The organism is Photobacterium sp. (assembly GCF_033720175.1).
Lineage (GTDB): Bacteria > Pseudomonadota > Gammaproteobacteria > Enterobacterales > Vibrionaceae > Photobacterium.
The window spans coordinates 71,977-94,368 of sequence record NZ_JAWWDA010000015.1 but is presented as its reverse complement, the minus strand read 5'-3'; the positions used below and the strand labels follow the sequence as shown (position 1 = coordinate 94,368).

The window sequence follows — 22,392 nt, the reverse complement described above, 5'->3', positions numbered from 1 at the left end:
CATAACGACCTGTTACATAAAGAAAATGGGCAGAAATCATACCATATATCCAGATATAACCCAAACAATTTACTTTCAGCTCTCCAGTGCTTAACGAAAATCGCTCATTAACGGTAACGAAAGTGCTCATCTATCATTATAAACTCTGCACTCTCGTCTCGCGTCTGAACAACATCACAGCGGTCTGAACAACCCAAAATAATCTTACCGACCGTTCACTGAAAATCAGTCTGCTTGCTTACGTAAAAATGCTGGAATATCAAGGTAGTCATGCTCAGCTTGAGGCTTAGATTTTTGTGCCGCCGCCGTCGATGAAGACGGCTGAACACTGCTACTCTCTACTGCCGCAGATGGCTGAGAAAGCGGTGCAGTCTTTGGCGCTTGAACCGATACCGCTGATTTTTCCTGCTGCACGGCCTGAACGGGTTTCGACGTCGTTACCAAGGTAATATCCGGCTTGGATTCTTTACCAATGCCTGTTGCGACTACCGTTACGCGTAGTTCATCACTCATATCAGGATCAAGTGAAGTACCGATAACGACCGTTGCGTTGTCAGATGCAAAAGCTTTCACTGTGTTACCCACAGTTTCAAACTCATCAAGACGCATATCCAGACCAGCAGTAATGTTAACCAAGACGCCACGAGCACCCGCAAGATCGATGTCTTCCAATAGCGGACTTGAAATCGCCATTTCTGCCGCTTCTTCAGCACGATCATCACCGGTAGCGACACCGCTACCCATCATCGCGTGGCCCATTTCTGACATCACAGTACGCACATCAGCAAAGTCGACGTTGATCATACCAGGACGAGTGATCAGCTCCGCAATACCTTGTACGGCATTTTTCAAGACATCATTGGCTTTCGCAAATGCGTCTAACAGAGTGATACCACGACCTAATACTTTCAGTAGCTTTTCATTCGGAATCGTAATCAGGGAATCGACGTGCTTAGAAAGCTCTTCGATACCTTGTTCCGCGAAAGCCATCCGCTTTTTGCCTTCAAAGCTAAATGGCTTAGTCACAACAGCGACGGTCAGAATACCGAGTTCTTTCGCCACTTCAGCAATAATAGGAGCCGCACCAGTACCGGTGCCGCCGCCCATACCGGCTGCGATGAATATCATGTCAGAACCGTCAAGCGCCGCTTTAATCGCCTCGCGATCTTCAAGCGCAGAATCACGACCCACCTGTGGGTTTGCCCCTGCTCCCAGACCTTTAGTGATGTCTCCACCAATCTGGATAACCGTGCTAACACTGGTTTTACGAAGTGCCTGAGCATCAGTATTTACACTGATGAACTGAACACCTTCAATAGACTCACGTACCATGTGATCGACTGCATTACCGCCGCCGCCGCCAACGCCAATGACCTTAATTACCGCTTCATCAGACATTTCCATCATCGGTTCAAACATTTGTTCTCTCCGTTCATCCTGTTCGCATCAGGGTTAAAATTCTTTTCTTAGCCAGCCACTGATTTTAGTGAATATTCCTGAAACCGAGCGTTTAGGTTCCAGTTCACTGTCATCAAATGCCTGACTGTCCTTTCCGTAATGCAGTAAACCTACTGCTGTCGCAAAATGCGGCGCCTGAACATAATCAGTTAAACCACTTAGCTCCAAGGGCTGACCGATACGTACCTGATTGCGGAAAACCCGCTCAGCACACTCAATCAAGCCTTCAATCTGCGCGGCACCGCCTGTTAAGACAATACCGGCCGCCAAATGATGTTTTACACCCGCATCTCGCAGTTGATCCTGTATTTCGACTAGCTTGTGATTAACCAGCCCCAGTAATTCACTGTATCGAGGCTCTATCACTTCCGCTAAAGTCTGACTTTGTAAACTTCGTGAAGGGCGACCTCCCACACTAGGGACATCAACCTTGGCATCTTTACTTACCAATTCACTCAGTGCACAGCCGTATTTCACTTTGATCTCTTCTGCGTCGCCTGGCGGCGTACCAAATGCGTAAGCAATGTCGCTGGTGACAACATTACCGGCATACGGAATCACTTCTGCATGGCGTAATGCGCCACCAGACCAGACCGCAAGATCCATGGTTCCACCACCGATATCGACCACGCAAACACCCAGCTCACGTTCATCTGCGGTGAGCACGGCATAGCTGGCAGCCAGACCAGAAAAAATAAGGTGATCGACTTTCAACCCACAACGCTCAACCGCTTTCACGATATTACGCGCCATGTCGTTGTGACAAGTGATCAGATGAACACTGGCTTCCATCCGGACCCCCGATAAACCAACCGGGTTTTTTATGCCTTCCTGATAATCAATAGCAAATTCCTGAGGAATTACATGTAAAGTTCGGTGTTCATCGCTAATTTTTACCGATTTCGCCGTATGGATAACATTATCGACGTCATCTTGGCTTACCTCTTTGTCAGAAATAGGCACCATACCTTTTTCTGTTTGACAACGAATATGTTTGCCTGATAACGACAAATACACGGAAGAGATTTGGCAATCTGCCATCAGTTCCGCTTGATCAACCGCACGCTGAACCGATTTGACGACGGATTCAAGATCATTGACCCCACCTTTATCCATTCCACGTGACGGGCTGCTGCCGACCCCAATGACATTTACATGGCCATCAGGAAGCACTTCTCCAACCAAAGCACAGACTTTGGAGGTGCCGATATCAAGGCCAACTATGAGTTTTTTATCTGCCGCCTTAGTCATTAGCGCACGCTCTTATTCTTGTTCAGGAACAATTTTCCAACCCACAGCTGCGCCAGTATCATAGCGCAAGTCTACGTACTCTATCGCCTTATCCTGCTGTTCTAAGTCAGGATAAAGCCATATAAAGCGCTCCAGGCGCTCCATCCGGGCCTCTCGACCCAGTTCAAGCCGAGTTCCATTGGTCAGCCATACTCGCCAGGATCGTCGCTCGTTTAATGCAAGCGTATCAATTTCAAAGCCCGCAAGCTGTAATCTTGGTTGCATTTCACGCAACGCAGCAAGCACTTCCTGACTATTTTTATCAGGTCCTGTCAGATGAGCCAACCCTAAATCAGCCACCTGTTGTGCTTGCGCGGCAAAAACCACACCTTGCTGATTAACCAGATGCTCGTCATTCCAGACCGCAGCAGGTTGATGCTCAACAAGAAACACTTTTACTGTATCTGGCCACTGCTTACGTACTGATGCACGTGCCACCCAAGGTAACGACTCTAATATTGCCTGCATGTCATCGACATCCTGAGTCATAAAACTACCCAGATGATCAAGCTGCAAAATCGCCTGACGGACATCTTCGGTGCTCAGGTAATCGAGTTCGCCTTGAATGACCAGTTGAGACAGAGGCAAACGGTTTGCGTCTGTCATCCAGTTCATCGTGGCACTGATCAACCATACGGTAAAACCAATGACAAAAAGAAAAAATGCCAATCCCCCCCAGTGTCTGCTAACAACTGAAGGTGAAAAATAGCTTACTCTTTTTACGACTGCTTCAGCCATATTTTGTCTGCTTACCCTTACCTAACCAGCCAATATTGCCAATCTGTAAATCATGGGGCTACCAGGTAACACTAAGCAAAGTTGAGCGATTATACCGACCAACTCGTTGCTCTCCAACTATTGTTGACGTTTTCATTGCATAACCTGATGCTTATTCCATGCTGACGGTAATAAAACCCACAAAAACAGTAGCAAAGCGCACAAATAATAATGCTGGCATTTCCAGCGCCGCACCTGCCTAAAAGACTATTTGCCTCTCATTTCAGTAATATCCAGCTTCATGTCTGCCAATTGGCGGGCAATTTTACCCACATCGCCGGCACCTTGTGTCAGAACTAAATCATCATTTTGAATAATATTAGCCAGTGCCGCCGGCAATCCATCGATTGTCGGTACAAAAATCGGATCAATTTTGCCTCGTCCCCGAATCGTTCTGCACAGTGCGCGTCCATCGGCCCCAGCAATCGGTGTTTCACCGGCCGAATAGACATCCAGCATCAGCAACACGTCAACCTGTTCCAATACATTGGCAAAATCATCATACAGATCCCGGGTACGGCTGTATCGATGCGGCTGAAAAACCATGACCAGACGCTTCTCTTGCCAGCCAGCACGGGCAGCCTGAATCGTCACATCGACTTCACTTGGATGGTGACCATAGTCATCAACCAGCATGACCGAGCCATTACCTGTTTCAAATTCGCCCAGATGGTCAAAACGACGTCCTGTTCCCTGAAACTCTGCCAATGCGTGAACAATCGCGTCATCATTGACGCCTTCTTCTGTTGCCACGGCCACTGCCGCCGTTGCATTGAGCGCATTGTGCTTACCCGGAACATTCAATTTTACGTTAAGGCTAGGTTTTCCTTTGCGTAAAATTGAAAAATAGCCCTGTTGGCCTTGCTGATTATAATCAACTATGCGCACATCAGCATCATCAGAAAAACCATATGTGATGATTTGGCGTCCAATTTTGGGTAACAGCTCACGAACTACAGGATCATCGATACACATCACCGCCAAACCATAAAATGGCAGGTTATGGAGAAAATCGATAAATGTCTGCTTTAACACTTCAAAATCGCCGCCATAGGTATCCATATGATCAGCTTCAATATTGGTGACAATCGATACCATCGGCTGCAGATGCAAGAATGACGCATCACTCTCATCCGCTTCCGCAATCAGGTAACGACTACAGCCTAAACGGGCATTGGTACCCGCACTCTTTACCAACCCCCCATTAACAAAAGTCGGGTCGAGGCCGGCTTCAGAATAAATTTGGGTCAGCAAAGCGGTGGTCGTGGTTTTACCATGGGTTCCGGCAACTGCAATACCATGACGGTAGCGCATCAGCTCTGCCAGCATCTCTGCCCGGCGTACCACCGGAATACGCTGTTCCCTTGCGGCAACCAGCTCAGGGTTATCCTGTGCTATCGCGGTCGAGACCACAACCACGCTGACGCCGGTGACATTTTCAGCCGCATGGCCAAAAAATATTTCAGCACCTTTGCCCGTCAGGCTATCGGTCACGGCGTTCGGGGCAAGATCTGACCCGCTAATACGATAACCTTCATTCACTAATACTTCTGCGATGCCGCTCATCCCGGCACCACCAATTCCAACAAAGTGAATACGCTCAACGCGGCGCATCTCTGGCACCATGGTTCTGATTTTTGCTAATTGCTGGTTATCCAGTTTACTCATCACTCTGTTCTCATCTTATTTTGTTGCTAGCGATTTGATCACGCCCGCCACCCGAACGTCAGCATCAACAATCGCTGCATCCCGTGCTGCACTTGCCATTTTCTCAAGTGTACGACGATCTAATTGGTTTAATTCTGCCGCTAAGCCCGCGGCGGTTAAATCCGCCTGCTCAATCATTTTAGCGGCACCACCCTGTACCAGATGAGCGGCATTTAATGCCTGCTGGCGATCTTTATGCATGAAAGGAACGAAAATCGCCCCGACTCCGGCTGCCGACAACTCTGAAACCGTCAACGCACCGGAACGGCACACCACAACATCCGCCCAGGCATATGCTGCCGCGATATCATCAATAAACTCGGTGACTTTATGAGTCCTGTCGGTTTGGGCGGCATAAGCTTGCTCGGTTTCAGCCTGACTTCCTTTCCCGGCCTGATGCCAGATAGTCACCTTATCGCCTAATAAACCGGCAACTTCAGGCAGTGTCTGATTCAGGATACGTGCTCCCTGGCTTCCGCCCATAACAAGAATACGTACCGGGCCTTGACGGCCAGCAAAACGTTCTTGAGGGCTTGCCAGCGCCGTCACATCTTGACGGACGGGATTACCAACCACCTCTTTATTGGCAAACGCGCCGGGAAATGCCTGCAAAACGGTTGTCGCGATCCGAGATAACCACTGGTTGGTTAACCCTGCCACGGCATTCTGCTCGTGCAATACTATGGGGATACCTGAGAGCCAGGCCGCAACGCCACCGGGACCGCTGACATAACCGCCCATGCCAAGTACGACATCGGGTTGCCAGGCTTTAATGTGTTTTCTTGCTTGCAGAATCGCACCAACAATCTTAAAGGGCGCAGCTAACAAACGCATCACGCCCTGACCACGTAAGCCTTTCACTTTAATGAAGTCGATCTCAATCCCATTTTTAGGCACCAAGTCTGCTTCCATGCGGTCGGCAGTACCCAGCCAGCGAATTTCCCAGCCTTCTTGTTGTAATTCCTTCGCGACAGCCAATCCCGGAAATACATGGCCACCAGTACCACCAGCCATCACTAATAAACGTTTATTCTTATTCATCGTTGGTCTTTTCGTCATCCGATTGTTCTGACTCTTCAGGTCCGTATTTCGCTACCAGCCGCTGCTCATGGTCGATGCGTAGCAAAATAGCGACCGCGGCGGCCATAATAAATAAACTTGAGCCACCATAACTGATCAAGGGTAATGTCAGGCCTTTGGTCGGCACCATACCGGCTGCTGCGCCGACATTGACCAAAGACTGAAATGCGAACCAGAAACCAAAGCCAAATGCCAGAAAGCCACCGAACAGCTGTTCTGACTGTAAACATTTACGGCCAATAAACAGCGCCTTAAATACCAGGGCGAAAATCAGTATCAGTACAATCGTGACTCCGATCAGCCCCAGCTCTTCAGCCAGCACCGCAAACACAAAGTCGGTATGCGCCTCTGGCAGGTACTCCAGTTTTTGAATCGAGTTACCCAGCCCCTGTCCCAGCCACTCGCCACGGCCAAAGGCCATTAATGACTGAGTCAGCTGGTAACCACTGCCAAACGGGTCTTCCCACGGATCCAAAAAGGATGTGACACGACGCATCCGGTAGGGCTCGAACACAATCAAAACCCCGATACCCAGTAACGCGGTCGCAATCATTGCCAGAAATTGCCATAACTTGGCCCCGGCAATAAACAACATGCCAACGGTCGTGACAAACATCACGACAAAGGAACCTAAATCTGGTTGCTGCAGCAACAATACAGCCAAAATACCCAAGACGACTAACGGCTTAATAAAGCCAAAAAAACTCTCTCGTACCTGGCTGTATTGACGAACCAGATAACCGGCTAGAAAAATAAATAGCGATAGCTTCGCCACTTCCGCTGGCTGCAGGTTGAAAATCCCTAGCGGGATCCAGCGCGATGCACCATTCACCGAACGGCCGACCATCAGTACCGCGATCAGAAGGAAGATTGACACCAGCAACATCGGCACACTGAGCTGGCGCCAGCGATCCAGCGGTACCTGGACGATAAAGGCGGCAATTACCAGTGAACAAATCAGAAAGAAACCGTGACGCAAGGCAAAATAAAAAGGGATATCGGTCAGACGGGTAGCCACTGGCACGGAAGCTGAGGTGACGATCACCAGGCCCGTCATCATCAAGGCCAGGGCTATCCACACCAGCTGACGGTCATACATGCAAGGCGCTGACGGTTTGGTTAACCAGTCACTCACCGATAACATGCCGTCTCTGGCTTGTCTTAGCATGCCGTTGCTCCGACTACGTGATGCTGCAGGACTTTCGCCCGTTCGATAAACGCATCCCCACGTGCCATGAAGTTAGGAAACTGATCCAAGCTGGCGCATGCCGGCGACAACAAGATCATATCACCCGCCTGTGCCGCCTTTGCGGCGATGTCCATCGCTTGTGCCATCGTTTCGACACAAACCGGCGCTGCAACCAGAGACGCAAAAATATGACCATCACGGCCAAAACAGTACAGCTGTACATTTAAGTCAGCCAGAACGGGCTTTAGTTCAGAAAAATCAGCCCCTTTCCCGTCCCCACCCACTAACAGGTGCAGCCGGCCCGATAAGTTCAGCCCCTTCAGCGCCGCCAGCGTACTGGCCAGGTTGGTTGCCTTAGAGTCATTGACCCATTGCACTCCATGCTGATTAACCACTAGCTGACAGCGGTGTGACAGCCCGGTATAGTTTTTCAAAGCGCGGCAAGCCGCCTGACGATCAATATTAACCGCGTCTGCCAATGCCAGGGCGGCCAGGCTGTTGGCTACATTATGACGACCGACTAGCGCAATATCGCGGACTTTTATCTGCGATTGACCGGCAATCGCTAAATATTCTTCACCCTGATCCAGTTTGAGACCGTATTCTTCGGCGTCAAAACCAAAACTGGTCATCGGATGGGTATAATCCCGGGGACGGGTCGCCAGATCATCACGGTTATAGATAGCCAAATCCGTATGGTTAAAGATCCGCAGCTTTGCCTGGCTGTAATCATCCAGCCCCTGGTAGCGATCCATGTGATCTTCTGACAAATTAAGATAGACCGCGGCTTTAAGTTGCAGTGATGAGGTCGTCTCCAGCTGAAAGCTGGATAACTCTAATACATACAAATCATGTTCTTGTGCCAGCATATCCAGAGCAGCAAAGCCGATATTGCCTCCCACACCGACGTTAATGCCGGCTTCTTTGGCCATCTCGCCGACCAGGCTGGTAACGGTACTCTTGCCATTTGATCCGGTAATCGCGACAACAGGCTGGGTTACGGCCCGTGCAAATAGCTCGATATCGCCAACGATCTCAATCCCTGCGGCAGCGGCTGCCTGCAGTTCTGGCGTGGCCAGGGCAATGCCCGGACTGACAACAATCAGATCGGCGGCTAATAACCAATCCATGTTCCACTGCCCGGAGCATAACTCCACGCTCGCAGACAACTTATCTTGCCCAGGCGGTGCGATCCGGGTATCAATCACTTTGATATCGCGTTCGCCAGATTGACGCAGCAGATGATTAACCACCGACAGGCCGGTCATTCCCAACCCGATGACGACTACCTTTTTCACACCGTCTAAGCCATTCATTTAGCGTACCTTTAGCGTTGCCAGGGCAATCAATACCAACATTAATGTAATGATCCAGAAACGAACGATAACACGAGGTTCCGGCCAGCCTTTCAGTTCATAGTGGTGATGGATCGGCGCCATACGGAAGATCCGCTGACCTCGCAATTTGTAAGAGCCCACCTGCAGGATCACCGACACAGTTTCCATCACGAACACCCCGCCCATGATAACCAGCAGCAACTCCTGGCGTACCAGCACCGCAATCGTACCCAGAGCGCCACCCAGCGCCAGAGAACCGACATCGCCCATAAACACCTGAGCCGGATAGGTATTAAACCAGAGGAAACCGAGTCCGGCTCCGACAATCGCGGTACACACGACCACCAGCTCACTGGCATCCTTCAGATAAGGAATATGCAAGTAGTTGGCAAAATTGACGTTGCCGGTCGCCCAGGCAATAAATGCCATGCCCGCAGCAACCATTACCGTCGGCATAATCGCCAGGCCGTCAAGGCCGTCGGTCAGGTTCACCGCATTGCTGGTGCCCACGATCACGAAATAGGTGAAGACAATATAAAACAGACCAAGCTGAGGCATCACGTCTTTGAAGAACGGCACCACCAGTTGCGTTGCAACAGTATCTTTACCGTATACATACAGCGCAAAAGCGACCACAAAAGCAATCACGGACTGCCAGAAGTACTTCCAGCGAGCAACCAGCCCATCGGTATTCTTGCGCACCACTTTACGGTAATCATCGACAAAGCCAACCACACCGTAACCCAGCATGACGGTTAATACCGCCCAGACATAAGGGTTGGATAGATCAGCCCATAATAAAACCGTGATCGTGATCGCTGCCAGGATCATGATACCGCCCATGGTTGGCGTACCACGCTTGCTGAAGTGAGACTCAGGGCCGTCATTACGTACTACCTGGCCAATTTGCAGTATTTGCAAACGGGCGATAAGCCGAGGTCCCATCCACAGAGACAGGATCAGTGCCGTCAGGACACTGACGATTGCCCGAAACGTCAAATATTCAAACAGGCGGAAAAAAGGAAAAGAGGACTCTAATAAGTCGGCTAACCAGTAAATCATTGTGTGTTTTCCTGCAATGCGGCAATAACTTCTTCCATTCGGGAACTACGTGCTCCTTTTACCAGCACCGTTATCTCTGGGTGCTGGGGATTAAGCTGCTCTGTCAACAATTGGATCAATGCTGACTTGTCTTCAAAATGTTGTCCCTGGTTCATCTGGCTAACGACAGCACTGGCACGGCCGTAGGTCAGCACCTGATCCAAGCTTTTGCGGCTTGCATACTCGGCAATCTCACGGTGCAGTTTGTCACTGTCTTCACCCAGCTCAGCCATATCACCTAAAATGAACCAGCGTTGTCCCTTAAACGACGCCAGAAGATCAATCGCGGCTTTAACCGAAGCGACACTCGCATTATAGGTATCATCAATCAGGCGCAATCCGTCACGTGGCTGGCTGACTTCCACCCGCCCTTTAACGTTTTCCACCTGCTCCAGACCCGCTTTGACTTGTGCCAGAGTTGCCCCCGTTGCCATTGTTAACGCCGCCGCGGCCAGGGCATTTGCCACATTGTGAGTGCCCGCTAACGTTAATGTGATCTCAGTTTCGCCTTCAGGGGTGCGCATTGTAAAACAAGCGAGCCCATCAGAGTTAATAAATATGTCAGTTGCTGAGAGATCGGCACCAGATTGAGTGATCGAGAAGGTTAAAACCTGATGTTCAGCCAATAACGGCTGCCACATTGCCCGTTCGTTAGAGTCCAGATTAATAATCGCGGTTGCTGGTGCCCCGTGAGGCTGCGCCGCTAAGCCTTCAAATATTTCACCTTTGGCCCTGGCAACTCCCGCCAAGGAGCCGAAACCTTCAAGGTGTGCTTCCGCCAGGTTATTGACCAAGGCAACCTGAGGCTTGACCAGATTGGTGGTGTAAGCAATCTCATGCTGATGGTTGGCACCCAGCTCAATCACCGCATATTGGTGCTCAGGGGTCAGTCGCAACAAGGTCAGCGGAACACCGATGTCATTATTAAAATTACCCGCCGTGGCCAGTACTTTGCCTTTCTGGCTTAAAATCGCTGCCGCCATCTCTTTCACTGTGGTTTTTCCACAGCTGCCGGTCAGCGCTAATGTCTTCAGCCCCTGCTCTTGCTGCATGGTCTGTTTCAGCCAGGCAGCTAGCTGGCCCAGCGCAATACGAGTATCTTTGACGACCAGTTGTGGTAAGCCAACAGGTAAGTGACGACTCACTAATAGCGACGCGGCACCGTTATCCATGGCACTCTGACAAAAATCATGGGCATCAAAACGTTCGCCTTTCAGGGCGATAAATAACGTCTCACCCGTTATACTCCGGGTATCCGTTGATACCTCGGCAATTCTGGTATCGCAACCAATCAGCTCTGCCTCCAGAATGTCAGCCAGTTGTGTTAGCTGAACCTCGATCATGCGTTTTCCCCGTTAGTTTTATCTGAACCTTCGTTTTCCATCAGCAGGGCTTGTACCGTTTCACGGTCAGAATAATAGATAGTGCGATCGGCCAGAATTTGATAATCCTCATGGCCTTTCCCTGCCAGCAAGACAATATCATCGGCATCGGCTTGCTCCAGCGCCTGCTGGCACGCCGCTTTGCGATCATGGATCACCGTTGCCATTTCCGGCTGGCATAATCCCCGCAGCATATCCGCAACGATGATCGCCGGATCTTCGCTGCGCGGGTTGTCATCGGTCAGAATAATATGATCGGCCAAACGTTCAGCCACTTGTGCCATCATCGGGCGCTTACCGCTGTCACGATCGCCGCCACAACCGAAAATGCACCACAATTTACCGCGACAATGGACCCGTAAAGCCTGCAGGGCTTTTTCCAGTGCATCAGGGGTATGAGCATAATCAACAACAACCATTGCTTTGTCAGATCTTTGAAAAACTTCCATCCGCCCCATCACAGCTTGTAACTTTGGTGCTGTCGCAACTAGCCGGGCTAGGGGGTGGCCTAATGCTAATAACGCGGCAAGAGCCAGTAATAGATTGGAGACATTAAACGATCCGACCAGCGGCGCGGTAAAGTGTCCTTGTCCCCAGCAAGAGTCAAACGCGATACTCACGCCCTGGGTACTGTACGTTACATCGGTAAGCCATAACGCCAGTCCTTGATGCCCAGCAATCGATGCTTTCTCTGTCGCAACAGCGACGGCATCCGGCAGCTCTGACAGCCAGGCCCGGCCCGTTTCATCATCAGCATTAATCACCGGGATGCCAGTATTATGCTCAGTAAACAAGCTTTTCTTGGCGTCGGCATAACTGGCCATATCACCATGATAATCAAGATGATCACGGCTCAGGTTGGTAAAAATACTGGCGCTAAAATTCAGAGCCCTCACCCGACTCTGGACCAAGCCATGGGAAGAGATCTCCATCGCTGCCAAATTCGCGCCCTGCGCCACCAGTTCGGCCAGCACTTGCTGAATTTCAATGGCGCTGCCCGTGGTATTGGCGGCGGGTTCCAACTGGTTCAGTAAACCATTGCCGGTTGTTCCCATCACGCCAGACTTATAATCAAGCAAATCGGCCCACTGGGCCAGCAGCTGGCTGATGGTGGTTTTGCCATTAGTACCGGTCACGGCAATCAGCGTTAACCGGCTGTCAGGCTGACCATAAAAACGACCGGCAAGAGCAGAAAGCTGTGAGCCGAGATTGGCAACATAAATGATGAAGGTACCCGCTTGCTCGACGATATCGCCATGGTCCGCGATACCATCGGCTTCTGCCAGTACAACACTCGCCCCTGCATCTATTGCCGCAGGGATAAAGCGGCGGCCATCAGCCGCATGACCGTTTATCGCCACAAACAGACCGCCGGCCTGCACCTTTCGGCTATCTAAGGTCAGGCTATTGACCTCAAGTTCAGCCAGCGATTGAGGTAAAGACAATTTGGAAAGCCGTAATTTTGAAAACCATAAGTTTGAAAACAGCGGAGACAACAACACTCCTATCTTACGGTTCTGACTAGGTATCACCATGCATATTGCCCTTGTTATGAACGATATTTAACTGATCTCCCGTACCGGCATCCGGCGGGACATTTAATATTTGAAGGGCACTGCCCATGACTTCAGAGAAGATCGGCGCGGCGATGGCCCCGCCGTAATACTGATCGCCCTGAGGCTCATTCACCACCACCACCATCGCCAGGCGGGGATTACTGATAGGGGCAAGCCCGGCAGTCATCGCCACATACTCGTCGCTATAACCGCCTGCCGCGGCTTTTTTGGCCGTTCCCGTTTTCGCGCCGACACGGTAACCCGGCACCGCCGCACGTTTGGCGCTCCCTCCGGCATGCGTCACTTCTTCCAGCATATTAAGTAGCTTACGGGTATTTTCAGCCGACACTACCTGACGGCCTGGCACGACATCTTCTGTTTTCAAAATCGACAGCGGGCGGTTTACCCCAAGCGCACCCAGCGTGGCGTAGGCCCGAACCAATTGGATCGGCGTGACGGAAATCCCGTAGCCAAATGCCAGTGTCGCACGTTCAAAATCAGACCAGCGACGTCGATCGGGGAAAAATCCCATCGCCTCGCCGATTAAGTTAATACCTGACTCATCCCCTAAGCCGACACTGCTGTACATCCCTAATAGAGCATCAACCGGCATCGCCAGTGACAGCTTACTTACACCGATATTACTGGATTTTCTCAAAATCTTCGCCAGGTCAGCCTTACCGACTCTGGAGACATCCCGTACACGGCTACCACCGATTTGAAAGATGCCGTTACCGGTATTGATAATGGTGTTTTCATCAGCCGTCCCATTTTCCATCGCCGCCAACACCACAAACGGTTTAATGGTCGAACCCGGCTCCATGGCATCCGTAATGGCGCGGTTACGCATCCGGTAACTTTGTAACTGACTGCGGTTATTGGGATTGTAAGACGGTGCGTTCACCATCGCCAGGATCTCACCGGTTCGGACATCAACCATCACCACTGACGCTGACGTCGCCCGGTAATCCACAACCGCTTGCTTCACCGCACGATACGCGACAGCCTGCAAACGCTGGTCAATACTCAGCACCAACGGTTTACCCGGCTCACGCTTTTGCAGTGAAATATTCTCGACTACACGCCCGTAGCGATCTTTCCTCACGGTACGACGCCCCGGCTCACCCGTCAGCCAGCCATCGTAGGTACGCTCGACACCTTCCAGGCCATGGCTGTCGATGCCGGTTACCCCGATAATGTGTGCGCTCACTTCGCCTGCAGGATAAAAACGGCGGGATTCATCTTTCAGGCCAATACCGGGCAGCTTTAACTTACTGACATAGGCTGCCATTGCAGGGCTGACCTGACGTTGCAGGTAGATAAAACGGCGATTTTTATTTTTCTCGAGGCGGGAGAGTAATTCCTGGCGGTCGGCCCCCAGCACATCCGCTAAGGCATGCCACCGCTGAACCTCTTGAATACCGCCGGTTTTGTAGATCTGGACCGGATCAGCCCAAATAGCCTGAACCGGTACACTGACGGCAAGTTGCTCTTCGTTACGGTCAGAAATCATTCCTCGGGCAGAAGGCATTGCTTTGACGCGTAACGAACGCAAATCCCCTTCCTGAATGAGCCGGCCCGGTTCCAGCACCTGGATATAGGCCGCACGGCCAACCAGTGCGAACAAGGCGAGAGCAACAAACCCGCATATAACACCAAAGCGCCACGGGATAAATACCGGTGGCGCTTCATGGCGACGTTGATTTTTAGTTTGAGGACGCTTAAGAAATTTCATAAATATGATTAATGCACAACGATTTCGCTGCTCGCAGAAGGTCGCTTCATCTCCAGCTCGGTTTCTGCCAACCGCTCCACACGACTATGCTCCGCTAATGAATTCTCTTCTAAAATTTGGTTTCGCCATTCAATATCAAGCTGGTCACGCTCAATTAGCAGCAGCTCTTGCTGCGCGATCAGCTGACGCGACTGGTGCGTGATATACACCACTGCAAGGGCTGAAATCAGAATAAAAACCGATAAAATCGCAGGAACACGCCCGACCGACACGATATCACGGGCGATCAGGTGAGCAAGATTAGACGATAATTCAGGATCTTGAGTCATAAACGCTCAGCAAGACGTAAGACTGAACTACGGGCACGCGTGTTATCACCTAATTCATTTTTAGATGGCTTAATAGCTTTACTGGCAAGCTTTAGACTGGCAGAACCTAACGCTTTAATTTGATCTTCCGTTAAGGGTAAACCTGCAGGTACATCCGGTCCCTTGCTATGTTTACGCATGAAACGTTTAACCATGCGATCTTCTAGCGAGTGGAAACTGATCACCGATAAACGACCTTGTGGTGCCAGCACCTTCATCGCACCATTTAGTGCAATTTCAATCTCTTCCAGTTCACTATTAATATAAATACGGATCGCCTGGAAGCTACGGGTTGCCGGATGTTTATGCTTATCTCTAAACGGTGATACTTCTGCAATCAGGGATGCCAAGTGCTTGGTACGTGTCAGCGGTTCTTTTTCTGGATTTTCTCGATGTTCAACAATGCCGCGTGCAATGCGTTTAGCAAAACGTTCTTCACCAAACTCTTTAAGCACCCAGGCAATGTCATCAGCTTCTGCCTCTGCCAGCCATTCAGCAGCAGATATACCAGACGTTGGATCCATACGCATGTCTAACGGACCATCACGCATGAAGCTGAAGCCACGTTCGGCATCATCAAGTTGTGGTGAAGAGACCCCTAAATCCAACAGAACGCCATCAACGCGACCGATTAAGCCACGTTCTTCCATGTATTGAGCCATTCCGGAAAAAGGACCATGGATAATAGTAAAACGGGGATCATCGATTTTCTGAGCTTCAGCAATTGCTTGTGGATCACGGTCGATAGCATACAGCCGGCCGTTTTCACCTAATTTAGACAGGATCAAACGGCTGTGGCCACCGCGACCAAAAGTACCATCGATATAAATACCGTCAGGCTTAATCGCTAAGCCATCAACAGATTCATGGAGTAAAACGGAAACGTGCTCAAATTGTTCAGACATAAAATAGGTTCAAGGTTCAGCTAAAGTGAAAGCTCACTAAGGCACAGGGACAATTCTGTCTCAGCCTTAGCCTGGAGTTGTATATCGCGTTCAACGTGTTATTGCCGCAATAATGATGATGACGGGCAGTTGTACCACAATTTCCCACAAAATCCGTCACAAAGTGTACGTATGAGACAAAAAAGTTGTCAAGCGAGAGGTGGGGATTTAGCGCCAGAGATCCCCGCAAGATCAAGTTTTAGGGTGGAATATCGATATTGTACCAACCGAGATCGGCATTAGGTTGTATAAACGACAAAAGGCGATGTTAACTTCTCAAGAGAAATCAACACCACCTTTTATTCTAAAAGAGGGGAGTTGGCCTATAAGCCGGGTTTTGTACCGCTTACGCGGTGGTAATCATTCCTCTAGGCCTGCAATCGCTCACAGGCTCAAGCAACCTACCCGTCCCCAACGCGGGCCGCGCCATTAGGGACCTATTTGGTCTTGCTCCGGGTGGAGTTTACCGTGCCACGAACTATTACTAGCCGCGCGGTGCGCTCTTACCGCACCCTTTCACCCTTACCTGTTCTCGCAAGCGAGTCATCGGCGGTTTGCTCTCTGCTGCACTGGTCGTAGGCTTGCGCCTCCCAGACGTTATCTGGCACCCTGCCCTTTGGAGCCCGGACTTTCCTCCCCTTCGTCAGTCTCCCTAAGGACATCAACGAAGCAGCGATTACCTGGCCAACTCCGGCGACGGATATTATAAGAGTCAGAGCCTGGTTACCAGCGAAAAATCCCACAAGAAGCCAAAACGCTCGAAAATAGAGCAAAAAAGTCAGAATCGAGTGTCTAGAGGCGAGATTTGAGAACAGTCCTGTGGTCCTGCAGGACGGATTCACCGAGCCGAGTTGAGAATCAAGCCGTTCGCTTTTTCTCGCCGCTCGAACCTACTTACGCGAGCCTCTTATCCCTAGAACCCCAAAACCTTAGGACCGCTCTTCCCGCTTTATCTAGTCTAGATTCTCCAGCCCCCATTTATACAGGGCATTTTTTTTCACCCCATGGATTTCAGCAGTCAGGGCAGACGCTTTCTTCAAAGGCAACTCTTTCGCCAACAGGCCCAAAGTGCGCAATGCCTCTGGCGGCAGGTCATCTTTCTGAACCCGATGACCCGTCACCAGCACCACCATCTCGCCACGAGTCCGGTTACTGTCTTCTTTCAGCCACTCAATAAGTTCGCCCAACGGAGCACCATGAATGGTTTCAAACGTTTTCGTCAGCTCACGTGCCAGTACAACCTGGCGATCTGGGCCTAACACCGCTAACATGTCAGCCAGAGAGTCTGTAATACGATGCGGAGACTCATAAAAAATCAATGTACGCTCGTCAGCGGCCAGTGCCTGAAAACAATCTCGACGCCCTTTACTTTTGGGGGGCAAAAAGCCTTCAAAACTAAATCGGTTAGAAGGCAAGCCTGCAGCACTTAGCGCGGTGATAACGGCGCATGGGCCAGGTAATGGCACAACTTTGACACCCGCTTGACGACAACGATTGACTAAATGGTATCCTGGATCACTAATCAGGGGAGTACCGGCATCCGACACAAGTGCAATGCTGGTACCTGCCTGAAGCTTCTCAATCAAAAAGTCAGCTTTCTGCTGCTCGTTATGATCGTGAAGCGCAAAGGTGCGGGTAGAGATAGAGAAATGTGACAGCAAACGCGATGTATGGCGTGTGTCTTCAGCAGCAATTAAATCTACATTTGCTAAAACATCCAATGCACGCTGCGTGATGTCCGCTAAATTACCGATTGGTGTAGGTACGATGTACAAAGTTGCGACATCTACCGTGCATGAATTGGTCTCACTCATTTGTCTAAGATCTCATCTGCAATTAATATAGAGAGTAATTTTCACAGTTGAATGAATTCAATGCTCAATTTTACCCATAAGCGTAAAAGTGTATCACGACTGCTGGCGCCTGTAGCCTTTGCTGTGATGTTGGCCGGTTGTAGCTCGTCGGATCAACAGCAGGCCGTGGCCACTGATATTACCGCCGCCGCGACTGACAGCGCTGCGAATTATCTGATAAAAGCCGAATCCAGTGAAGGTTTAGAAAGCATTAACTGGCAAATTCTGGCACTGAAAGCCTTCATTAAAGAAGGCCTATGGCCGCAAGCCGAGCTGCAGGCCGAGCGCCTTGCCCGGATGTCACTCAGTCAGATCCAAATGGCTGAATGGCAACTGGCCCGTGCGACGCTTCGCTACCAGCAAGGTCAGCCACAACAAGCGCTGGATACCCTGAACTTCCAGCCATGGTGGCAACTGGCAGACAACCAGTACCAGCGTTTCCATATGCTAAGAGCTGAGCTTTTTTCCCAGCTCGATCAGGCGCTCCAGGCGGCTCGTGAACGTACCGCACTGGATCAGTACCTGGCCGCAGAGCAAAAACACGCTAACTGGCAAAACCTGTGGCGTGATTTGTCACGCTATAACAATAATCAGCTGCAGTCTCTTCGCCTTAACGAGGATGAAACCGTACTGCGAGGCTGGGTTCAGCTGAGCATTCTGAAAAACACCTATTCACCGCGTCCGGTACGGCTGAAAAGTGTGGTGGATGAATGGCTAGGCAGCAATCCTTACCATCCGGCTAACCAGTATCTGCCTGCTGAACTGCAAGCTATTATGGCGCTGGAAATCACGGCACTGGATAATGTTGCCTTATTATTGCCGCTTAACGGACGTTTTGAATCGCAGGGTAAGGCCGTCCGGGATGGTTTTGTCAACGCCATGCTCGATGATACTGGCCGCGATGCTGACACCGAGCTGACGATTTACGACACGGAAGCCGAATCGATACCAGCCATCATGGCCAAGCTACAGCAAGATGGCGTGCAATTTGTTATCGGCCCCTTGCGTAAAGATAAAGTGATTGAATTCCAGCAAGATAATACTGAACAGATCACCATGCTGGCGTTGAACCGGCCGGAAGAGCTGGATTTGCGCCAGACCAATGCCTGCTATTTCTCGCTATCACCGGAGCAGGAAGCCGAGCAGGCTGCCCGGCACCTGTTTGCCAAAGGTCATCGTTACCCGCTGGTGCTGGCACCCGACAATAGTTTTGGCCAGCGTGTGAGCGATGCTTTCGCCGAACAATGGCAACAGCTGACAGGCAAATTACCGGATACCAAAGACTTCGGCTCACGCAAAGAAATCCAGCAGCAAATCGCGACCACTTTCGGTCTTAACGACAGCCAGACCCGCATCAATCAGATGCAGCAGCTGTTAGAGATTGAGCTGGAATCTCAGCAACGCAGCCGCCGTGATACCGATGCGGTCTACCTGGTGGCCAGCAATAATGAATTAACCCTGCTTAAGCCATTCATTGACGTCGCCATTAACCCGGATGTTAAACCGCCTCAGCTCTATGCCAGCTCGCGCAGTAATCCTGGCACCAGCACTAACATGAGTGAGTTACGAGGCATCGAGTTCAGTGATATTCCGTTGCTGGTTGATCCTGACCAGCGCTTTATGGAACGTTTCAGCCAATTGTGGCCGAACCAGAACAACACCACAATTCGCCTCCACGCCTTCGGGATGGATGCTTATAAGATGATCACTGAGCTGCCGCAAATGCGTGTCGTCGACAATTACACCACGTCAGGAAAAACCGGCCGGCTTGGCATTGACGACCAGTGTGTGGTGCAACGCCAGATCAGTTGGGCGGTCTTTACCGGAAATGGCATTGAGCCAGCTCAATAAGCGCCAGCAAGGCCAGGTCTATGAGGCGATGGCCGAACGTTTTTTACAACGCCATCACCTTAGCCCTGTTACGCGCAATTTTCAGTGTCGCAGCGGTGAGATTGATCTGATCATGCGCGACGGTGATTGCTGGGTTTTCGTCGAAGTAAAATACAGAAAGCAGATCCACTTCGGCTCCCCGGCCGAAGCCGTAAACTGGCGAAAACAACAAAAGCTGAAGCGTGCTGCGCTGTTTTGGCTACAAAAAAATGGCTTATCATCCGAACACACCGCGTTTCGGTTTGATGTGGTCGCTATTCAGGGCCCCGATCACCAGATTGAGTGGTTTACCAACATCCTAGTTGAAGGTTGATCCATGCTAGACAGCATTAAAGAAAGTTTTACCGAAAGTATCCAAACTCAAATCGCGGCGGCGGAAGCTTTGCCTGATGCTATTTCAAAAGCCGCGCAGATTATGGTGCAGAGCCTGCTGAACGGTAATAAAATTTTATCTTGCGGCAACGGCGGATCAGCCGCTAACTCACAGCACTTCGCGTCTTGTCTGATCAACCGCTTTGAGACAGAGCGCCCGAGCCTGCCAGCACTGTCGCTAACCGCCGATACCACAATCCTGACGGCGGTGGCCAATGATTACCACCACAATGAGATATTTTCGAAACAGGTGCGTGCACTGGGCCAGGCCGGCGATATTCTGCTGGTGTTATCAACCAGCGGCAACAGCAAGAATATTATCAAGGCAATGGAAGCAGCCCTGACCCGCGATATGACCATTATCGCCCTGACAGGAAAGGACGGCGGTGAAATGGCCGGCCTGCTGGGGGTGCAGGATGTTGAAATTCGGATCCCGTCCCAGCGCACCGCTCGCATTCAGGAAGGTCATTTGCTGACGGTACACTGTTTATGTGATTTGATTGATCAGGTGTTATTCCCACAACATGAAGGATAAGCAATGAAACGGCACCATTTACTGGTGATAGCCTTGTTAGCCCTGCTACAGGGCTGTTCAGGACTCTCTTCGGCAGATCCTCGCGATACCAAACAGCAATGGCATGATCAACAAATTGAAATGGAAGTTGGCGGACTCGCGAATAAACCGCCATTTCGCCAGCAAGTCCGGATAAATGCCATTTCCATCGAGGGCAAAGTCTTGATCGTTGGCCAGGCCGTTGAGCAGGATATTCTCCAGTTACTGGCGCAGAATGTTCGCCAGCTGGATAATGTCCGGTTGGTTTATAACCAGGTACGTATTCGCCCATTGCCTGACTTGGCGGAAGTGAGCAAAGACAGTTGGATCACGACGAAAGTTAAATCACAGATCGTCGGCAGTAAAAAACTGAAAGACGTCTCAATCAAGGTGATAACGGAAGGCCAGGAAGTCTATTTGCTGGGTTATGTCACTCGCGCCCAAGCTGACACCGCATCAGATATCGCCCGTAATGTTTCTGGGGTGAAGAAAGTAGTGAAGGTCTTCGAGTATCAGGAAGGATAAGAAAGTAGCGAGAAAATGATAGAATCGAAATCTTAGCGCCGACAAATAAAAACGCAGCCAATTGGCTGCGCTTTTTTATTTTACGACTCGAAGACTTGGCCTGCCACGAGGGCGTGGTGGCTCATCCTCAGGTTCGCCGTCATCAGTGACTTCAACCAGAGCTGAAACCGACGTTAACGCCTCTTCCTTTTGTTCGACACTACTGTCATGTTCTGCTTCATCGTTTTCGTCAGAAGCTGCTATATCCCCAGCATAAGCCGGTTCAGGCTCGAACATCGTTCCTGCGCCATTCTCGCGCGCATAAATCGCAACAGCGGCGTACAAAGGTACGATGACAGAGTGTGGGCGGCCACTGAAACGGGCATTAAAGCTGACCGCTTCATTCCCCAGTTCCAGATTGCCTACCGCACGTGGTGCAATGTTCAGAACAATCTGCCCATCACTAACGAATTCCATCGGCACTTTAACACCCGGTAAAGTAGCGTCTGCTACCAGGTGAGGCGTCAGGTCGTTATCCACTAACCAGTCGTAAAACGCACGCATCAAATACGGACGACGCGGCGTTAGTTTTTCCATATCCATTATTGACCAGCCAGGCGCATTTCTCGTTCAGCTTCAGTCAGAGATGCCAGGAACGAATCACGCTCAAACACACGTGTCATGTATGCTTTCACTTCTTTCGCGCCGACACCACTTAATTCGATACCCATCTCAGGCAGACGCCATAGTAACGGAGCAAGGTAACAGTCTACCAAGCTAAACTCGTCGCTCATAAAGTATGGGTATTCAGCAAATACAGGTGCCAGAGCAAGCAGTTCTTCACGTAACTGTTTACGAGCTTTCTCTGCTTCTTCCGCTGTACCTTTATTAATTTTTTCAGCCAGTGTGTACCAGTTTCGTTCAACACGGTACATCATCAAACGACTGTTACCACGGGCAACTGGGTAAACAGGCATTAGAGGCGGGTGAGGAAAACGCTCATCCAAGTACTCCATAATGATACCAGCCTGGTACAGAGCCAGCTCACGATCAACAAGAGTTGGAACAGAATTGTATGGATTCAGGTCCAGTAGATCTTCTGGCAGGTTATTTGGATCAACCAGCTCAATTTCAACACTAACACCTTTTTCTGCTAGTACAATACGCACCTGATGGCTATAGATATCTGAAGCATCAGAATACAGAGTCATCACAGAGCGTTTATTGGCAGCAACAGCCATTGACCCCTCCAGTATAATCAAATACACAAAAAGCAATGGGGGCTGGAGCCCCCAT

Annotated in this window: 20 protein-coding genes and 1 other RNA gene; 4 read left to right on the top strand and 17 right to left on the bottom strand. The window is 50.4% G+C overall.

Annotation, left to right across the window (positions count from 1 at the left end):
* Nucleotides 1-225: 225 nt before the first annotated feature.
* The 15 genes from ftsZ to rsmI form a co-directional block, all read right to left on the bottom strand.
* On the bottom strand, nt 226-1,419 hold the full coding sequence (ftsZ, locus tag R3289_RS16180) for a cell division protein FtsZ (protein ID WP_318926723.1): 1,194 nt from the start codon (nt 1,417-1,419) through the stop codon (nt 226-228).
* A gap of 33 nt (nt 1,420-1,452) precedes the next feature.
* Complete coding sequence (ftsA, locus tag R3289_RS16175) at nt 1,453-2,709, bottom strand: cell division protein FtsA (RefSeq protein ID WP_318926722.1); 1,257 nt, start codon at nt 2,707-2,709, stop codon at nt 1,453-1,455.
* Between the two features lie 12 nt (nt 2,710-2,721).
* Nucleotides 2,722-3,486, bottom strand: a complete 765-nt coding sequence (locus R3289_RS16170) for a cell division protein FtsQ/DivIB (protein WP_318926721.1) — start codon at nt 3,484-3,486, stop codon at nt 2,722-2,724.
* 246 nt (nt 3,487-3,732) lie between these two features.
* Nucleotides 3,733-5,193 (bottom strand): UDP-N-acetylmuramate--L-alanine ligase, encoded by a 1,461-nt coding sequence (gene murC, locus R3289_RS16165; RefSeq protein WP_318926720.1) that lies wholly within the window; start codon nt 5,191-5,193, stop codon nt 3,733-3,735.
* 15 nt (nt 5,194-5,208) lie between these two features.
* Complete coding sequence (gene murG, locus R3289_RS16160) at nt 5,209-6,273, bottom strand: undecaprenyldiphospho-muramoylpentapeptide beta-N-acetylglucosaminyltransferase (protein WP_318926719.1); 1,065 nt, start codon at nt 6,271-6,273, stop codon at nt 5,209-5,211.
* On the bottom strand, nt 6,266-7,480 hold the full coding sequence (gene ftsW, locus R3289_RS16155) for a cell division protein FtsW (RefSeq protein WP_318926718.1): 1,215 nt from the start codon (nt 7,478-7,480) through the stop codon (nt 6,266-6,268). Before ftsW ends, murG begins: the two co-directional genes overlap by 8 nt.
* On the bottom strand, nt 7,474-8,817 hold the full coding sequence (gene murD / locus R3289_RS16150) for a UDP-N-acetylmuramoyl-L-alanine--D-glutamate ligase (RefSeq protein WP_318926717.1): 1,344 nt from the start codon (nt 8,815-8,817) through the stop codon (nt 7,474-7,476). The genes ftsW and murD overlap by 7 nt, the downstream gene beginning before the upstream one ends.
* Nucleotides 8,818-9,900 carry a phospho-N-acetylmuramoyl-pentapeptide-transferase gene (gene mraY, locus R3289_RS16145; RefSeq protein WP_318926716.1) on the bottom strand — a complete coding sequence of 361 codons (1,083 nt, stop codon included), beginning with the start codon at nt 9,898-9,900 and terminating at the stop codon, nt 8,818-8,820.
* Nucleotides 9,897-11,282: a UDP-N-acetylmuramoyl-tripeptide--D-alanyl-D-alanine ligase gene (gene murF / locus R3289_RS16140; protein ID WP_318926715.1), complete on the bottom strand. Its 1,386-nt coding sequence runs from the start codon at nt 11,280-11,282 to the stop codon at nt 9,897-9,899. The genes mraY and murF overlap by 4 nt, the downstream gene beginning before the upstream one ends.
* The gene (gene murE, locus R3289_RS16135; RefSeq protein WP_318926714.1) at nt 11,279-12,856 is read right to left on the bottom strand and encodes a UDP-N-acetylmuramoyl-L-alanyl-D-glutamate--2,6-diaminopimelate ligase; all 1,578 of its coding nucleotides are present in this window, start codon (nt 12,854-12,856) and stop codon (nt 11,279-11,281) included. Before murE ends, murF begins: the two co-directional genes overlap by 4 nt.
* Nucleotides 12,843-14,612: a penicillin-binding transpeptidase domain-containing protein gene (locus tag R3289_RS16130; RefSeq protein WP_318926713.1), complete on the bottom strand. Its 1,770-nt coding sequence runs from the start codon at nt 14,610-14,612 to the stop codon at nt 12,843-12,845. Before R3289_RS16130 ends, murE begins: the two co-directional genes overlap by 14 nt.
* Nucleotides 14,613-14,620: 8 nt before the next feature.
* Nucleotides 14,621-14,941, bottom strand: a complete 321-nt coding sequence (ftsL, locus tag R3289_RS16125; protein ID WP_318926712.1) for a cell division protein FtsL — start codon at nt 14,939-14,941, stop codon at nt 14,621-14,623.
* Complete coding sequence (rsmH, locus tag R3289_RS16120) at nt 14,938-15,885, bottom strand: 16S rRNA (cytosine(1402)-N(4))-methyltransferase RsmH (RefSeq protein WP_318926711.1); 948 nt, start codon at nt 15,883-15,885, stop codon at nt 14,938-14,940. Before rsmH ends, ftsL begins: the two co-directional genes overlap by 4 nt.
* A 349-nt stretch (nt 15,886-16,234) precedes the next feature.
* Nucleotides 16,235-16,616: RNase P RNA component class A (rnpB, locus tag R3289_RS16115), an RNA gene on the bottom strand.
* 261 nt (nt 16,617-16,877) lie between these two features.
* Entirely contained in the window at nt 16,878-17,738 is an 861-nt protein-coding gene (gene rsmI, locus R3289_RS16110) for a 16S rRNA (cytidine(1402)-2'-O)-methyltransferase (RefSeq protein WP_318926710.1), read from the bottom strand.
* Between the two features lie 60 nt (nt 17,739-17,798).
* On the opposite strand from rsmI, the gene R3289_RS16105 reads away from it, so the two are divergent.
* Genes R3289_RS16105 through R3289_RS16090 form a run of 4 tightly spaced genes read left to right on the top strand, consistent with a single transcriptional unit; the run spans nt 17,799 to nt 21,117 of the window.
* Nucleotides 17,799-19,628, top strand: coding sequence for a penicillin-binding protein activator (locus tag R3289_RS16105; RefSeq protein WP_318926709.1), 1,830 nt, complete (start codon nt 17,799-17,801; stop codon nt 19,626-19,628).
* On the top strand, nt 19,606-19,980 hold the full coding sequence (locus tag R3289_RS16100) for a YraN family protein (protein ID WP_318926708.1): 375 nt from the start codon (nt 19,606-19,608) through the stop codon (nt 19,978-19,980). Before R3289_RS16105 ends, R3289_RS16100 begins: the two co-directional genes overlap by 23 nt.
* Nucleotides 19,981-19,983: 3 nt before the next feature.
* Nucleotides 19,984-20,574, top strand: a complete 591-nt coding sequence (locus R3289_RS16095; RefSeq protein ID WP_318926707.1) for a phosphoheptose isomerase — start codon at nt 19,984-19,986, stop codon at nt 20,572-20,574.
* Between the two features lie 3 nt (nt 20,575-20,577).
* Complete coding sequence (locus R3289_RS16090; RefSeq protein WP_318926706.1) at nt 20,578-21,117, top strand: BON domain-containing protein; 540 nt, start codon at nt 20,578-20,580, stop codon at nt 21,115-21,117.
* Nucleotides 21,118-21,192: 75 nt separating this feature from the next.
* Here the strand turns inward: R3289_RS16090 and sspB are convergent, their stop codons facing one another.
* Both sspB and sspA read right to left on the bottom strand, forming a co-directional pair.
* Nucleotides 21,193-21,699, bottom strand: a complete 507-nt coding sequence (sspB, locus tag R3289_RS16085) for a ClpXP protease specificity-enhancing factor (RefSeq protein WP_318926705.1) — start codon at nt 21,697-21,699, stop codon at nt 21,193-21,195.
* Nucleotides 21,699-22,337: a stringent starvation protein SspA gene (sspA, locus tag R3289_RS16080; RefSeq protein WP_318926704.1), complete on the bottom strand. Its 639-nt coding sequence runs from the start codon at nt 22,335-22,337 to the stop codon at nt 21,699-21,701. Before sspA ends, sspB begins: the two co-directional genes overlap by 1 nt.
* Nucleotides 22,338-22,392: the final 55 nt, after the last annotated feature.

Excerpts from the sequence above, each read along its gene's own strand:
- ftsZ (WP_318926723.1), bottom strand. The coding sequence starts at position 1,419 with ATGTTTGAACCGATGATGGAAATGTCTGATGAAGCGGTAATTAAGGTC.
- ftsA (WP_318926722.1), bottom strand. The coding sequence starts at position 2,709 with ATGACTAAGGCGGCAGATAAAAAACTCATAGTTGGCCTTGATATCGGC.
- R3289_RS16170 (WP_318926721.1), bottom strand. The coding sequence starts at position 3,486 with ATGGCTGAAGCAGTCGTAAAAAGAGTAAGCTATTTTTCACCTTCAGTT.
- murC (WP_318926720.1), bottom strand. The coding sequence starts at position 5,193 with ATGAGTAAACTGGATAACCAGCAATTAGCAAAAATCAGAACCATGGTG.
- murG (WP_318926719.1), bottom strand. The coding sequence starts at position 6,273 with ATGAATAAGAATAAACGTTTATTAGTGATGGCTGGTGGTACTGGTGGC.
- ftsW (WP_318926718.1), bottom strand. The coding sequence starts at position 7,480 with ATGCTAAGACAAGCCAGAGACGGCATGTTATCGGTGAGTGACTGGTTA.
- murD (WP_318926717.1), bottom strand. The coding sequence starts at position 8,817 with ATGAATGGCTTAGACGGTGTGAAAAAGGTAGTCGTCATCGGGTTGGGA.
- mraY (WP_318926716.1), bottom strand. The coding sequence starts at position 9,900 with ATGATTTACTGGTTAGCCGACTTATTAGAGTCCTCTTTTCCTTTTTTC.
- murF (WP_318926715.1), bottom strand. The coding sequence starts at position 11,282 with ATGATCGAGGTTCAGCTAACACAACTGGCTGACATTCTGGAGGCAGAG.
- murE (WP_318926714.1), bottom strand. The coding sequence starts at position 12,856 with ATGGTGATACCTAGTCAGAACCGTAAGATAGGAGTGTTGTTGTCTCCG.
- R3289_RS16130 (WP_318926713.1), bottom strand. The coding sequence starts at position 14,612 with ATGAAATTTCTTAAGCGTCCTCAAACTAAAAATCAACGTCGCCATGAA.
- ftsL (WP_318926712.1), bottom strand. The coding sequence starts at position 14,941 with ATGACTCAAGATCCTGAATTATCGTCTAATCTTGCTCACCTGATCGCC.
- rsmH (WP_318926711.1), bottom strand. The coding sequence starts at position 15,885 with ATGTCTGAACAATTTGAGCACGTTTCCGTTTTACTCCATGAATCTGTT.
- rsmI (WP_318926710.1), bottom strand. The coding sequence starts at position 17,738 with ATGAGTGAGACCAATTCATGCACGGTAGATGTCGCAACTTTGTACATC.
- R3289_RS16105 (WP_318926709.1), top strand. The coding sequence starts at position 17,799 with ATGCTCAATTTTACCCATAAGCGTAAAAGTGTATCACGACTGCTGGCG.
- R3289_RS16100 (WP_318926708.1), top strand. The coding sequence starts at position 19,606 with ATGGCATTGAGCCAGCTCAATAAGCGCCAGCAAGGCCAGGTCTATGAG.
- R3289_RS16095 (WP_318926707.1), top strand. The coding sequence starts at position 19,984 with ATGCTAGACAGCATTAAAGAAAGTTTTACCGAAAGTATCCAAACTCAA.
- R3289_RS16090 (WP_318926706.1), top strand. The coding sequence starts at position 20,578 with ATGAAACGGCACCATTTACTGGTGATAGCCTTGTTAGCCCTGCTACAG.
- sspB (WP_318926705.1), bottom strand. The coding sequence starts at position 21,699 with ATGGATATGGAAAAACTAACGCCGCGTCGTCCGTATTTGATGCGTGCG.
- sspA (WP_318926704.1), bottom strand. The coding sequence starts at position 22,337 with ATGGCTGTTGCTGCCAATAAACGCTCTGTGATGACTCTGTATTCTGAT.